The sequence below is a fragment of the Pseudomonas sp. GW823-FHT02C02 genome (genome assembly GCF_058797635.1).
Genome location: NZ_JBXAJV010000020.1, coordinates 63,981 through 77,942 on the forward strand (window position 1 = coordinate 63,981; position 13,962 = coordinate 77,942).

At 61.1% G+C, this 13,962-nt stretch carries 11 protein-coding genes; 7 read left to right on the top strand and 4 right to left on the bottom strand.

Going from position 1 to position 13,962, the window contains the following annotated elements; translation table 11 throughout:
* Positions 1–15: 15 nt before the first annotated feature.
* Complete coding sequence (locus AC1ROI_RS28270) at positions 16–777, bottom strand: MipA/OmpV family protein (protein WP_102668199.1); 762 nt, start codon at positions 775–777, stop codon at positions 16–18.
* Positions 778–997: 220 nt separating this feature from the next.
* Between AC1ROI_RS28270 and AC1ROI_RS28275 the strand changes: the two genes are divergently transcribed.
* From AC1ROI_RS28275 to AC1ROI_RS28300, 6 genes are all read left to right on the top strand, one after another.
* Positions 998–1,696: an MtnX-like HAD-IB family phosphatase gene (locus AC1ROI_RS28275; protein ID WP_010457714.1), complete on the top strand. Its 699-nt coding sequence runs from the start codon at positions 998–1,000 to the stop codon at positions 1,694–1,696.
* A complete protein-coding gene (locus AC1ROI_RS28280) occupies positions 1,689–3,083 on the top strand; it encodes an aspartate aminotransferase family protein (RefSeq protein WP_010457715.1) in 1,395 nt (464 codons plus the stop codon). Before AC1ROI_RS28275 ends, AC1ROI_RS28280 begins: the two co-directional genes overlap by 8 nt.
* Positions 3,080–3,973, top strand: a complete 894-nt coding sequence (locus tag AC1ROI_RS28285) for an alpha/beta hydrolase (RefSeq protein WP_042932618.1) — start codon at positions 3,080–3,082, stop codon at positions 3,971–3,973. The genes AC1ROI_RS28280 and AC1ROI_RS28285 overlap by 4 nt, the downstream gene beginning before the upstream one ends.
* A 174-nt stretch (positions 3,974–4,147) precedes the next feature.
* Positions 4,148–5,275, top strand: coding sequence for a GNAT family N-acetyltransferase (locus AC1ROI_RS28290; RefSeq protein WP_102595829.1), 1,128 nt, complete (start codon positions 4,148–4,150; stop codon positions 5,273–5,275).
* Entirely contained in the window at positions 5,272–7,044 is a 1,773-nt protein-coding gene (locus AC1ROI_RS28295; protein WP_102595828.1) for a sensor histidine kinase, read from the top strand. The genes AC1ROI_RS28290 and AC1ROI_RS28295 overlap by 4 nt, the downstream gene beginning before the upstream one ends.
* The gene (locus AC1ROI_RS28300; protein ID WP_083375839.1) at positions 7,034–8,422 is read left to right on the top strand and encodes a sigma-54-dependent transcriptional regulator; all 1,389 of its coding nucleotides are present in this window, start codon (positions 7,034–7,036) and stop codon (positions 8,420–8,422) included. Before AC1ROI_RS28295 ends, AC1ROI_RS28300 begins: the two co-directional genes overlap by 11 nt.
* A 158-nt stretch (positions 8,423–8,580) precedes the next feature.
* Here the strand turns inward: AC1ROI_RS28300 and AC1ROI_RS28305 are convergent, their stop codons facing one another.
* Complete coding sequence (locus AC1ROI_RS28305; RefSeq protein WP_102595831.1) at positions 8,581–9,246, bottom strand: DsbA family oxidoreductase; 666 nt, start codon at positions 9,244–9,246, stop codon at positions 8,581–8,583.
* Between the two features lie 534 nt (positions 9,247–9,780).
* Between AC1ROI_RS28305 and AC1ROI_RS28310 the strand changes: the two genes are divergently transcribed.
* A complete protein-coding gene (locus tag AC1ROI_RS28310) occupies positions 9,781–10,149 on the top strand; it encodes a DUF6124 family protein (RefSeq protein WP_010457721.1) in 369 nt (122 codons plus the stop codon).
* A gap of 140 nt (positions 10,150–10,289) precedes the next feature.
* Here the strand turns inward: AC1ROI_RS28310 and AC1ROI_RS28315 are convergent, their stop codons facing one another.
* Together AC1ROI_RS28315 and metE are read right to left on the bottom strand one after the other, a co-directional pair.
* Positions 10,290–11,309, bottom strand: a complete 1,020-nt coding sequence (locus tag AC1ROI_RS28315; RefSeq protein WP_010457723.1) for an alpha/beta fold hydrolase — start codon at positions 11,307–11,309, stop codon at positions 10,290–10,292.
* 247 nt (positions 11,310–11,556) lie between these two features.
* Positions 11,557–13,869 carry a 5-methyltetrahydropteroyltriglutamate--homocysteine S-methyltransferase gene (gene metE / locus AC1ROI_RS28320; protein ID WP_102594175.1) on the bottom strand — a complete coding sequence of 771 codons (2,313 nt, stop codon included), beginning with the start codon at positions 13,867–13,869 and terminating at the stop codon, positions 11,557–11,559.
* Between the last annotated feature and the right edge of the window lie 93 nt (positions 13,870–13,962).

The following is a 13,962-nucleotide window of genomic DNA, read 5'->3' on the forward strand; positions in this document are numbered from 1 at the left end:
CCTCGCCACAAGTGCTTAGTTGAACTTGTAGGCCAGTGCCGCCTGCACTTCCCCTTGGTTGGTCTCACCGAGCTCTTTGACAAGGCTGCTGTCCGCCGCAGAACCCGTCAGGTGAATCCAGCTCGCGCTGGTCAACAACGACCACTGCGGCGCCAGCGGAAACTCGAAACTCTGAGTCAACGTCACATTCTGCAAACCACCGCCCGCGTTGTACGGCCGAATCCCCGAGGCTTGTGATTCATTGGCACTGACGCCGAAGAACGTCTGACTCTGCCGCGCATCCGCAAAATGCGCGGTCAGACCGGAGCTGCCAATCACCCCGCCACCCAGTGGATAACCCACCTCCCCGCCAACACGCCCCAACACCCCGCCCTGGCCGCCGCGCCCTCCAACCGCTTGCCCGACCGAGGCAAACACCCGCCAGAAGTCAGCCGGCGCGTACTGCACAAAGCCCCCCACCTCGCCCATGTCCGGCACATCGCGCAACCCCTGCAGTTCGCCGTTGGACGTGCGCCCCGGCAGGTAATTCACGAACGGTCCGGCGCTGAAACCCTTGGTGTTCAATGCGTCCCAGGTCAGCCCGTCGTCCGTACTGAGGCTGACATCGCCCCAATCCAGATCGAGGTAAGGCACCGGCCGGGTTTCGTAGCGGCTACCGGTCGGATCGTGGGGCTGATAGCTGAGGCCAGCCCCCGCCTCACCGGTGATGCCGTCCGCTGAAACGCTGGCCGAAAGGCACGTCAGCGCGGCAAATAGAGCAACAGTAATCCTCGACATGAGGCCATTCCTTGAACTGGATGTGCGCGCATCAATCCCCGAATCGCCCCTCTCGCGCAAGCACTCATGTTGTTTGTAGCGACCTACAAAAATTGTAGCTTCACCGCCATCCACACCCGCCTGAACCCCAGCCCCGCTGGGCCAAACCCGGTTGGCACAGTCCCTGCTCTACCCCCTTGGCAAGCGCAAACAGCGCCTCCTGCCAAGATAGGTACAACAGATGATTGACTGGCATATCGTGTGTGATTTCGACGGGACCATCACCCGCACCGACGTGATCGACAGCATCCTCCAACGGTTCGCCGACCCGAGCTGGGAAGCGATCGAAAACGAGTGGCTGGCGGGTGACATCGGTTCCCGTGAATGCCTCAGCCGCCAGCTCTCGCTGGTCAAGGCCACACCGGGCGAACTGCTCGGGTTCTTCGACACCATCGAGATCGACCCGGACTTCCCTGACTTCGTCGACCACGTCATCGGCCTCGGCGCTTCCCTTGAAGTGGTCAGCGACGGCATCGAGCAAGGCATTGCACGGATCCTGGCGCGCCACTACGTCAGCCTTTTGCCGATCCTCGCCAACCGCCTGCGGCAGCTCGACCACCAGAGCTGGCGCATCGACTTCCCTCACGCAAGCGATGCCTGCCGCGCCGCGTCCGGCAACTGTAAATGCAAATCCACCCCCAGCGCCAAACGGGTGCTGGTGATCGGCGACGGGCAGTCCGACATGTGCGTGGCCGCCACCGCCGATTTCGTATTCGCCAAGGATCGCCTGGCCGAGCATTGCGAGCGCAACGGCATCGCCTACGCCCGCTTCGACAGCTTCGCCGATCTGCCTGCGTTGCTCGCCCTGCTGCCAAGCGCCAGCGCCGCCAACGCCACCTCTTTCAACGTAGAAACACAGGAACGCTTCCACCATGTCTGATATTCGAATCGCCACACCTGAAGACCAGGTTCTTCTGGATAAAGAAGCCAAGTACTGCTCCTACGGCGACACCGTTCACTACATCGATCCGCCGCGCATTTTCAGCCGCTGCGAAGGCTCCTACGTCTGGGACACCGAAGACCAGGCCTACCTCGACCTGCAAATGTGGTACTCGGCGGTCAACTTCGGTTATGCCAACCCGCGCCTGAACAATGCGCTGAAACAGCAGATAGACACCCTGCCGCAGATTGCCAGCCAGTACCTGCACAAGGGCAAGATCGAGCTCTCGGAAATGATCGCCGTGGACGCGAAAAAGAAGTTCGGCCTCGACGGCCGGGTGCACTTCAACGTCGGCGGTTCGCAGTCCATCGAGGACTCGCTGAAAGTCGTGCGTAACGCCACCAATGGCAAAAGCCTGATGTTCGCCTTCGAGGGCGGTTACCACGGTCGCACCCTCGGTGCGTCGTCGATCACCTCCAGCTACCGCTATCGCCGCCGCTACGGCCACTTCGGCGAGCGCGCCAATTTCATCCCGTTCCCGTATCACTTCCGGGGCCCGAAAGGCATGACCAAGGAAGAGTACGGCAGCCATTGCGTGCAGCAATTCGCCCGCCTGTTCGAGACCGAATACAACGGCGTCTGGGACCCGAAAGTCGGCCAGAGCGAATACGCCGCCTTCTACGTCGAGCCGATCCAGGGCACCGGCGGCTACGTGATTCCGCCGATGAATTTCTACAGCGAACTCAAGCATGTGCTGGACCAGCACGGCATTTTAATGGTGGTCGATGAAATCCAGATGGGCTTCTGGCGCACCGGCAAGCTGTGGTCGATTGAGCACTTCGATGTCAAACCGGACGTCATCGTCTTCGGTAAAGCCTTGACCAACGGTCTCAACCCATTGGGCGGCATCTGGGCCAGGGAAGAGCTGATCAACCCGAAAATCTTCCCGCCAGGCTCGACCCACTCGACCTTCGCCTCCAATCCGCTGGGCACGGCGGTCGGCCTGGAAATGTTCAAGATGACCAGCGAAGTCGATTACGGCAAGAGGGTCATGAACAAGGGCAAATACTTCCTCGAAGGCTTGAAAGACTTGCAGAAACGCTACCCGATCATCGGCGACGTCGATGGCCTGGGCCTGGCACTGCGTTGTGAAATCTGCGGTCCGGACGGCTTTACGCCAGACAAGGCAACGCTCGACTTCATGGTCGAAGAAGGCATGAAAGGTGACATCGAAATTGACGGCAAACGCTTGGGCCTGATCCTCGATGTGGGCGGTTACTACAAGAACGTGATCACCCTCGCGCCGTCGCTGGAAATCAGCTACCCGGAGATCGACCTCGGCATCGCGCTGCTCGACCGTCTGCTTGATCGGGCGATGAAACGATGAACCCCTCTTTTTCAAGGGCAGACGAGATCGACATGGGCGAAGGCAGCGCCGGTTTCGTTCTCGGCAACGGCGAGGTCGCGGTGTTGTTGATCCACGGCCTCACCGGCACGCCGACCGAATTGCGACGGGTCGCGATGGGCCTGGCCAAGGCCGGCTGCACGGTCTACGTGCCGACCCTGGCCGGCCACTGCGGGGACAACGCCGACCTGCAAGCCACCGGTTGGCACGACTGGTACGAGAGCGCGCGCAACACCTTCGTTGGTGTGCGACGCAAGCATGAGCATGTGTTCGTCGGTGGCTTGTCGATGGGCGCGGTGCTGGCGATGTACCTGGCGGCCGAGCATCCGGGGCAGATCAAAGGCTTGCTGCTGTATTCGACCACCCTGCGCTACGACGGCTGGAACATGCCTTGGGTCGCCAAACTGAGCAGCCTGGTGATGTCGATTCCGTTTGGCGTGCACCTGTGCCGCTTCAACGAAAAATCACCGTTCGGCATCAAGGACGAACGCTTGCGCGCCATTGTCGAACGGCAGATGAAGGCCGGTGAAAGCGCCAATGCCGGATTGCTGACCATGTCCGGCGTGAGTGTCCGGGAACTGCATCGATTGGTGGCCGCGGTGAAAAAGCGCATGCCGCAGATCACCACCCAGGCGCTGGTGCTGCACTCACGGGAAGACGACATCACCAGCCGCTGGAACGCCGACTATGTCGAACGCAAACTCGGCGGCCCGGTAGTGAAAGTCCTGCTCGACGATTGCTATCACATGATCACCGTCGACCTGCAATACCGCCGGGTCGTGGAGCTGAGTGCGGACTTTATCCAGCACCGGTTCATGCAACAAGTCACCGCCCCGCAACCCATGCGCCAGGACTATCGGCAACTGGCCTGAACACATTTGAAGAAGCTACGCATGCCCACCCTGTTACCCACCATGGCAGCCGTCCCCCAACCCCTGTAGGAGCGAGCCTGCTCGCGATGCACTCAAGAGCGCCGCGTTTCTTCTGTAACCCCACGTTATCGTTAACGACCATCGCGAGCAGGCCCGCTCCTACAAGGAAACGATGTGATCACTGCCCTTGCCTATTCAACCATCGAAGCCATCGACCGCAGTGCCTGGAATGCCTGTTTCCCCGGCGAACTGGAGGACTGGGATTATTACCGGGCCGTTGAACAGGCAGGCATTGCGGATTTCCGGTGGCGCTATCTGGCGCTGTACGAAGACGAGGTGTTGGTCGCGGCGGCAGTGGCATTCACCACCGCGTATTCGCTGGACACCACGGTTCAGGGACCGGGTAAACGCGTCACCGAGCAGTTGCGCCGCTGGTGGCCGGGGCTGTTGGACGTCCGCTTGTACGCCCTCGGTTCGCCGGTGGCCGAGCAATGCCATGTGGGGACCACACGCCAGATCGACCCCGCACGGCGTCCGGCCTTGCTTGAGCAATTGTTAATCCTGGCGCGCAACGACGCCGACCAGGCCGGAATCGGTCTGCTGGCGGTCAAGGACGCGTCCCATCGCGATCCACAGTGGTTGCAGGTGTGTCAGGCGGCCGGTCTGCAAAGCATGCCCGGCCTGCCCAGCGCCGAACTGCCGATCCGTTTTGGCTCCGTGGACGCTTACCTCGGCACGCTCGGCAAATCCACCCGTAAAGACCTGCGCCGCACGTTGCGCGGGCAAGGTCCGCGCATCGAATGGCGGCGCACTGTGGAAGACCTGCTCCCACACATGATGGCGCTTTACGAAGCCACCCTTTCACGCAGCGACCTGACCTTTGAACGCTTGCCATCGGACTACTTCCGCCAAGTCCTCGAATACCTCGATGAACGCGCCGCGTGCGTGCTGTACTGGGTCGGCGATGAGCTGGTAGCGTTCAACCTCGTGCTGCTGGACGAGCAACGCCTGGTCGACAAATTCTTCGCCCATGACCTGACCCGGACCCGCGAGCACAATCTGTACGTGCGCAGCTGGCTGGCCAATGTCGACTACTGTATTGAACACGGCATCCCGATCTATGCGTGCGGTCAGGCCGGCTATGCCAGTAAGCTGCGCCTGGGTTGCTCGTTCACCGGCAACACCGTGTTTTTCCGCCATCGCAACCGAGTGCTCGACGGTCTGTTGCGACTGGTGAAAATGTTCATTCGACCGGACCGCTCCGACCCTGCCATGGCTGCTGCATTAAGCGAAACTTCATGATCAAAAACCGCCCCGCCACCGCCCGACCTTTCGCCCTCTCCGGCTGGAGCCTGCAGCGCAAACTGGTGTTGGCGTTCTGGCTGGTCAGCGTGATTCCGACCATGATCGCCGCAGAACTGGCGGCCACCACCCTGTCGCAGATTTTCGACAGCAACGTGCGGATCTGGCTGCAGGAATCGACCCAGATCGTCGAGGACGAGATCACCGAGATCCGCCGGGATAACGCCCGGGCCGCGCAGTTGTTCCTGCGCTACACCCGCCCGCCGACGGACCGGTTATCGAGCAAGCACGACAAACTGACCACCGACATCGCCGATTCCATGGGTATCGACGTGGTGGCGCTGGTGCGCAACAGCGATCACAAAGTGGTGTTCAGCACCGCCGCCGATGACATCGTCCGGCAAATCAGCACCGAGTCCAAGGCGTTGTTGCAGACCCTGCAAGTCGGCGGCATCCCCACCGGCACGGTGGTCTCGACCTTCGAGACCGATCAGGACGGCGTCGACTACAAACTGGTGATCGCCACCTACCTGGACAGCAGTTTCCTCACCAGCGTCGCCGATGTGCACTCCCTCGACCTGCGCCTGTACCTGGCCAAGGCAGATGACTTCTCGGAGATCTTTTCCACCCAGCGCTTCGAAGATCACCCGGCGGCGGTACCGGAAAAAATCGAACAGACCCTGCGCAACACCAAGCAGCCGATTGAACAATTCACCAATCGCTACAGCGGCATCTACCGGCCGATCCTCAATGAAAGCGGTGAGCTGCAAGGCGTGATTTTCAGCGGTCTGCTGCGCCACACCAGCCTGGTCGGGCTGGTGAACCAGAGCAACCTGTTCATCCTGATTTTCCTGCTCAGCTCGGCGGCGTCCCTGGCGGTCGGCTGGATTGTTTCGCAACGCCTGACCAAGCCGTTGCGCGGGTTGTCCAAGGGCGTGCAAGCGGTGATTGCCGGGGATTACCGCCAACGCCTGGCGGTCACCGGCGGCGACGAACTGGCGGAATTGAGCAGCACCTTCAACCACATGAGCGAACGCCTCGGCGAGTTGCAGCACCTGGAATCGCAACTGCGCCGCCGCGACCGTCTGCATGCCCTGGGTGAAGTCGCCATGGGCCTGGCCCATGAAATCCGCAACCCGCTGGGCATCATCAAGACCGCCACGCAACTGCTACACCGGCGCGCCGATTTGCCCGAGACCGACAAGCGTCACCTGGAATACGTGGTCAGCGAAGTCAGCCGCATCAACGACCTGATCACCGATTTCCTCGACTTCGCCAAGCCCAGCGCGCCGATGCGTTCGACCCAGGCGGCGCGGCCGCTGGTGGATGACCTGGTCGGCTTCTGCGCCCCGGAGCTGGCCAGCCATAACATCGATGTGCACATCGACGATCAGGCCCCCGGCGCGACCCTTCATGTCGACGCGCGGCAACTCAAGCAGGCCGGCCTGAACCTGATCGTCAACGCCATCGACGCCATGCCCGACGGTGGACGGCTGACCGTGGCGATCAGCAGCGAATCGCCGTACACCGTAATCAGCATCAGCGACACCGGCCAGGGCATCGAACCGGATATGCTCGAACGGATCTTCACGCCGTTCGTCACCACCAAGGCTTCGGGTACCGGCCTGGGGCTGGCGAAGGTGTTCTCGATCATGGAAGGTCATGACGGGCGCATCGAATGCGTCAGTGAAAAAGATGCCGGGACCACCTTCACGCTGTACATTCCGGCCAACGGTGAAGACTTCGACGAGGGCAGCGATGACACATAACGTACTGGTGGTGGACGACGAGCCCAAGCTCTGCGACTTGCTGGCATCGGCCCTGGGTCAGAACAGCATCCAGGTGTTCACCGCCGGCAACGGCTTGCACGCGCTCAAGGTGCTGGAGTGCGAGGACATTGACCTGGTGATCAGCGACTGGCGCATGCCCGGCATGGACGGCCCGCAGTTGCTGGCGGAAATCAAAAGCCGTTTTCCGCAGCTGCCGGTGATCGTCATGACCGCCTACAGCACGGTGAAAAACGCCGTGCAGTCGATGCGCAACGGCGCCTTCGACTACATCGCCAAGCCGTTCGACATCGACGAACTGGACATCACCGTCAGCAAGGCCCTGCAATTTCGCGACATCCTCAAAGACAACCAGCGCATGCGTGCCGAGCTCGATGAGCATCAGCAGATTGACAGCCTGATCGGCGACAGCCCGAGTTTTCGCCGGGTGCTGCACGCCATCGATTCCGTGCGCGAAAGCAACGCGACGATTCTGCTGACCGGCGAAAGCGGCACCGGCAAGGAAATGGTCGCCCGGGCGATACACAAACACGGTAACCGCGCTGACAAACCGTTTGTGGCGGTGAACTGTGCGGCGATCCCGGAAGGGTTGCTGGAAAGCGAAATGTTCGGTCACCGCAAAGGCGCGTTTACCGGCGCCGTGGCGGATCGCGTCGGGCGCTTCATGCAGGCTGACAAAGGCACGTTGTTCCTTGATGAAATCGGCGAAATGCCGCTGGCCTTGCAGGCGAAAATCCTCCGGGCCTTGCAGGAACGGGTGATCGAGCCGGTGGGCGATCCGCGCGAGCGCAAGGTCGATGTGCGGGTGATTGCCGCGACCAACAAGAACCTGCTGGACGCGGTGGCCAACAGGGAGTTTCGCGAGGACCTTTATTACCGCCTCAATGTGTTCCCGATTCCCTTGCCGGCCCTGCGCGAACGTGTGGAAGACATCGCGCCGCTGGCCAGGCATTTTGCCCACACCCTGGGCGCCACGGCAGGCAAGCGTTTTACCGGATTCAGCGCGGAAGCCTTGCAGGCCATGGCCCATTATTCGTGGCCAGGGAATATTCGTGAGCTGCAGAACTGCGTGGAACGAGCGACGATTGTCGCGTCGGGGGCGGTGATTGAAGAGGAAGATTTGCCGGCGTATCTGTTTGCCTCAAATGCCGGCACCAGCGGTGCGCTGGTCACCGAAGGCAGCGTGCCGGCGGATCTGGAAGCGGCGTTGGCGGAGGTCGAGAAGGCTTACATTCTGGCGGCGCTGGCGCAGAGCAATGGTGTACAGGCTGCGGCGGCGCAGTTGATCGGGATCTCCGAGCGCAGCTTCTGGTATCGCCTGAAGAAACTGGGCATCCACGTCGACAAAATCGTCAGGTAACCGCTCCCCCCTGTGGCGAGGGAGCTTGCTCCCGCTCGGCTGCGCAGCAGTCGTAAATCCAGCGAATGCGGTCAGCCTGGCTACAACGGTGCTGACATTGGGGCCGCTTCGCAGCCCAGCGGGAGCAAGCTCCCTCGCCACAGAAGCACTCCCGGTAATTAGCTCACGGTCCCGCCCTTCGATTCACTCATGATCTGCCGAATCGCCCCGACAAAGGTCTCGACCGGCTGCCCGCCCGTCACCGCGTACTGCCCGTTGAACACCACCGTCGGCACCGAACTCACCCCGCGCGCCAGCCACAACTTCTCTTCTTCGAGCACCTCTTTGGCAAATTCATCGGACGCCAGAATCGCCTCCGCCCGCTGCCGATCCAGCCCCACGCTTTCAGCCATCAGCGCCAACTGCTTGTGATCCGACGGATTGCCGCCCTCAGTGAAATACGCCTTGAACAGCGCTTCCTTCAGATTGAACTGCAACCCTTCCAACCCCGCCCAAAACAACAACCGATGCGCATCAAAGGTGTTGTAGATGCGGCTGTTGCCATCAGTGCGAAACGCGAACCCGACCTCGGCGCCACGGGCGCGGATCATCTCGCGGTTCTTCTGCGACTGCTCCGGGGTCGAGCCGTACTTTTCAGTGATGTGTTCGGTGATGTTCTGCCCTTTCGGCCCCATTTTCGGGTTCAGTTCGAACGGCTGGAAACGGATCTCGGCCTGGACCTCATCGCCCAGCAAATCCAGGGCCCGGGTCAGGCCATACAGACCGACGACGCACCATGGGCAGGACACGTCGCTGACGAAATCGATTTTCAGGGGGGTACTCATCATTCACCTCGCAGGCTTGGATCGCGCGGAAAGTTGGAACAATACACCCGAAGACTGGCGCGCGCAGGTCCCTTGTAGGAGCGAGCCTGCTCGCGATTGCGGTCTGACATTCAACATTGATGTTGACTGATACACCGCCATCGCGAGCAGGCTCACTCCTACAGGGATCGGGGGTGTTTGGGAGGGGGTGTTTAGTTCTGTTTAAGGTTACTTCCTGAAAGCTACAGCGCCTTGCGCCGTCGCCTACAACAACGTCAGAATCCGCTGGCTTGTGCGCCTGGGTGGCCGTCGGTAACTTGGTTCGTGTCACTGATTCCCAGTGATCGGGTTTAGTAGCCCGGCTAATACGCTTACGGTTGCACAAGTGTCATCCAGTCAGGTTTTCACCTGCACTTGATGGTAGCTGTGCGCATGGCGCCCTCGGGCGCGCCGGGTTTTGGGCGTATTTTACCGGTCTACTAACTTGCGCACAGCTGCCACCCCTCCGTTTAGTAGCGAGACAGGTTGCGGCTCTACTATTAGGAAAAATACCCCATGTTCAAAATTACTCCGAACCCACCGGAAACCGACGACGTCTCCCCCTACGAAACCCCAGACTCCAAAAAACTCAACGAAGCCGCCGACCGCGCCCTCGATTTCTACCTCAAACCGGTCATTCCCAAAGACACCCCACGCAAACCCAGCACCATCTACACCATCGCCCCCGACATCGATCAAGAAACCCTGCTGGCCAACGCCTGCGAATCCCTGGCGTCAGCGAGCGTGATGCTGAGTGATTTCGCCGGGTTGCTGGAAGGCCCGCAGCGCAACACTGTGCTCGGCATTCAGCAGTCCGTCATGCTGGGTGAACTGGCGGTGAACCGGATGCTGGATAACTTCGTTCCACCAAGCGCCGCGACCTGATTGGCTGACAAGGTTCCACTAACGAAGAAGATCCAACTGTGGGAGCGAGCCTGCTCGCGATGGCGGTGTGACATTCAGCATTGATGTTGACTGACACACAGCCATCGCGAGCAGGCTCGCCCCCACATTGGTACTGGGTACTACAGGAGGTTCGGAGTGGGAACCGGATCGATCTGTGCCCAATGCGAAGTGTCTTCGCGGTGGGCCTGCAAATACGGCAAAACCGCCGCCAGCAACGGCGCCTTGAACGCCTCCTGGAACCGATGCGCCAACCCCGGAATCAGCTTCAACTGACTGCCACGAATATGCGCCGCCAGATGGACGCCATGCATCACCGGCAACAGCGGATCCGCCGTGCCGTGAACCACCAGCGTCGGCACGCGCAACTGGTTAAGCAGCGCCACGCGGCTGCGCTCGGCGAGGATCGCCATGATCTGGCGCTTCACGCCCTCCGGGTTGAACGCCCGGTCATAGGACAGCGCCGCCTGATGCAGCAACGCTTGCCGATCATCACTGACGGTCGGGCTGCCCAGCGCTGCCAGCAAATCGGCCTGCTGTTCCAGCGCCACTTCGCGATTCGGCGCGCTGCGCCGCGACAACAACTGCACCAACGCCGCACTCGGCGCCGGCAAGCCTTCGGCCCCGGAACTGGTCATGATCAGGGTCAGGCTCTCGACCCGTTGCGGCGCCATCGCCGCCATGTGCTGGGCAATCATCCCGCCCATGCTTGCGCCCAGGACGTGAAACTGCTCAACCTTCAACGCATCCATCAGGCCAAAGGCGTCGTCCGCCATGTCGGTCAAGGTGTACGGCGCCGCCACCGGCAGACCGAGTTTGTAGCGCAGCACTTCGAAGGTCAGGTTGGCGTCGGCGGGCGTTTGCCGCCAGGTCGAGAGGCCGACGTCGCGATTGTCATAACGAATCACCCTAAAACCCTGCTGACACAGCGCGACCACCACCTCGTCAGGCCAGTGAATCAACTGCCCGCCCAGGCCCATCACCAGCAACAACGCCGGGTCGGACGCACGGCCGATGCTCTGGTACGCCAGGCTCACCTGCGCCAGATCGGCCTGTTGGGTGGGAACATTGACATCGCAACGAGATGCCGCCAAAGACGGCAGGCCAAACAACAGCAAGGCCAGAAAAATGAATGCACGCATGAAAAAACACCGAAACGCAGAACCCCAGTAGAGCGCGAGTCTGATGAAGTTTGATCAAGCGCGCTGCCACAGTTACGTGACAGTTTGATGAAGATTGCCGAGCGGTCATTTTCGGGACCGCGTTATCGTTCATCGCGAGCAGGCTCACTCCCACAGGATCGATGTCGTACACAATATTTGTGATCGACCTAGATCCAATGTGGGAGTGAGCCTGCTCGCGATGGCGTCCGAACAGACGCTACATCGGCTAAGCCAACTGACTGCGCAACTGCCGCGCCGCCGCCACCATGTTCACCAACGCCGCCTCGGTCTCCGGCCACGCCCGGGTCTTCAGCCCGCAATCCGGGTTCACCCACAACCGCTCCGCCGGAATGCGCTTCACGGCTTTGCTCATCAACTTGACCATCTCAGCCGTGTCCGGCACCCGTGGCGAGTGGATGTCGTAGACGCCCGGCCCGATGTCGTTCGGGTAGTCGAACGCTTCGAAGGCCTCGAGCAATTCCATGTCCGATCGCGAGGTTTCGATGGTGATCACATCGGCATCCATCGCCGCGATGGACTCGATCACGTCGTTGAATTCGCTGTAGCACATGTGGGTATGGATCTGGGTTTCGTCGCGCACGCCGGAGGCGCTCAAGCGGAAGGCTTCCACCGCCCAGTCCAGGTATTCCTGCCATTGCGCCCGACGCAGCGGCAAGCCTTCGCGGAACGCGGCTTCGTCGATCTGCACGATCTTGATGCCGGCGTTTTCCAGATCGACCACTTCATCACGCAGGGCCAACGCCAACTGCTGCGCCTGGATTTTGCGCGAGACGTCTTCGCGCGGGAACGACCACATCAGCATGGTCACGGGACCGGTGAGCATGCCTTTCATGACCTTGTCGGTCAGGCTTTGCGCATAGGTGATCCAGTCGACGGTCATGGCGTTCGGACGGCTCAGGTCGCCGTAGATGATCGCCGGTTTGACGCAGCGCGAACCGTAGCTCTGCACCCAGCCGAAACGGGTGAACAGGTAGCCGTCCAGTTGCTCGGCGAAGTACTCGACCATGTCGTTGCGCTCGGCTTCACCGTGCACCAGCACGTCCAGGCCCAGGCGTTCCTGGACTTGCACGGCGTGACGGATTTCGCTGCGCATGGCGTCGGTGTAATCGTTGGCCGACAGCTTGCCTTGCTTGAACGCCTGGCGGGCCAGACGGATCGAACCGGTCTGCGGAAACGAGCCGATGGTGGTGGTCGGGAATGCCGGCAGTTTCAGCCGAGCGCGTTGCTGCTCGATGCGCTTGGCGAACGGCGAGTGACGTTGGCTGTCCGCTGCGCTGATCGCATTGATGCGTGCCTGCACGTGGGCTTTATGGATACGCGGCGACTCGGCGCGGCTCGTCTGAATCACTCGGCTCTGGGCCAGAGCCGCTTGTACTTTGGGCGATTGCGGGTCGTTCAGGGCATCGCGCAGCACGGCAATTTCACCGCACTTCTGCACGGCGAAGGCCAGCCAGCTTTTCAGTTCAGGATCGAGTTTGTCTTCCCGTTCCAGGTCCACCGGGCTGTGCAGCAGCGAGCAGGAACTGCTGACCCACAGGTTGTCGCCAAAGCGCTCTTGCGCCGGTTGCAGTTGCGCGAGCACTTGCTCCAGTTCGCAACGCCAGACGTTGCGACCGTTGACCAGGCCCACCGAAAGAATCTTGTAGGTCGGCAGACGGTCCAGCACCTGACCGAGTTGATCCGGCGCCCGCACTGCGTCGATATGCAGGCCTTGCACCGGCAGGCCGACTGCCAGGCCGAGGTTGTCTTCCAGGCCACTGAAGTAGGTCGCCACGAGCTTTTTCAGCGGCGAGTATTGAAGGATGTGGTAAGCGCGCTCGAAGGCGTTTTTCCAGGCTTGTGGCAGGTCGAGGGTCAGGATCGGTTCGTCGATCTGCACCCATTCCACGCCTTGGGCGGCGAGGCGGCCGAGGATTTCACCGTAGATCGGCAGCAGGCGTTCGAGCAGGTCGAGCTTGTCGAAGTCGTTGCCTTTGGCCTTGCCCAGCCACAGGTAAGTCAGCGGGCCGATGATGACGGGTTTGACGTTGTGGCCGAGGGCCTTGGCTTCGTCGACCTCGTCGAACAACTGTTCCCAGCTCAGTTTGAACTGTTGGTCAGCTGTGAATTCCGGGACCAGGTAGTGGTAGTTGGTGTCGAACCACTTGGTCAGCTCCTGGGCATATTGGGCCTGGGTGTGTTCGCCACCGCAGCAGGCCGCCGTGGCGCCTCGGGCCATGGCGAACAGGGTGTCGAGGGTCGGCAGGCCGCGCGCATCCTTGGCACTGTCGAAACGCTCGGGGATCACGCCGAAGGTCAGGGAATGGGTCAGCACCTGGTCGTACCAGGCGAAGTCGCCGACGGGCAGCAGGTCGATGCCGGCATCTTTCTGCAACTGCCAGTGGGTGGCGCGCAGTTGGCGGCCGACGCTTTTCAGCGCGTCCTGATCGAGGTCGCCCTTCCAGTAGGATTCGAGGGCTTTTTTCAGTTCGCGGTCAGCGCCGATGCGCGGAAAACCAAGTGTGTGGGCCAGAGCCATGGTGAATTTCTCCCTGTAAAAGATGGCGCTATTGTCGACAGCCAACCCAACATGAGACAAACTCAACCTTTTCGTGTTGATCACAAGTTTTCC

Bases quoted from the DNA above. Each gene is read 5' to 3' on its own strand.
- AC1ROI_RS28270 (WP_102668199.1), bottom strand. From the start codon at position 777: ATGTCGAGGATTACTGTTGCTCTATTTGCCGCGCTGACGTGCCTTTCG.
- AC1ROI_RS28275 (WP_010457714.1), top strand. From the start codon at position 998: ATGATTGACTGGCATATCGTGTGTGATTTCGACGGGACCATCACCCGC.
- AC1ROI_RS28280 (WP_010457715.1), top strand. From the start codon at position 1,689: ATGTCTGATATTCGAATCGCCACACCTGAAGACCAGGTTCTTCTGGAT.
- AC1ROI_RS28285 (WP_042932618.1), top strand. From the start codon at position 3,080: ATGAACCCCTCTTTTTCAAGGGCAGACGAGATCGACATGGGCGAAGGC.
- AC1ROI_RS28295 (WP_102595828.1), top strand. From the start codon at position 5,272: ATGATCAAAAACCGCCCCGCCACCGCCCGACCTTTCGCCCTCTCCGGC.
- AC1ROI_RS28300 (WP_083375839.1), top strand. From the start codon at position 7,034: ATGACACATAACGTACTGGTGGTGGACGACGAGCCCAAGCTCTGCGAC.
- AC1ROI_RS28305 (WP_102595831.1), bottom strand. From the start codon at position 9,246: ATGAGTACCCCCCTGAAAATCGATTTCGTCAGCGACGTGTCCTGCCCA.
- AC1ROI_RS28310 (WP_010457721.1), top strand. From the start codon at position 9,781: ATGTTCAAAATTACTCCGAACCCACCGGAAACCGACGACGTCTCCCCC.
- AC1ROI_RS28315 (WP_010457723.1), bottom strand. From the start codon at position 11,309: ATGCGTGCATTCATTTTTCTGGCCTTGCTGTTGTTTGGCCTGCCGTCT.
- metE (WP_102594175.1), bottom strand. From the start codon at position 13,869: ATGGCTCTGGCCCACACACTTGGTTTTCCGCGCATCGGCGCTGACCGC.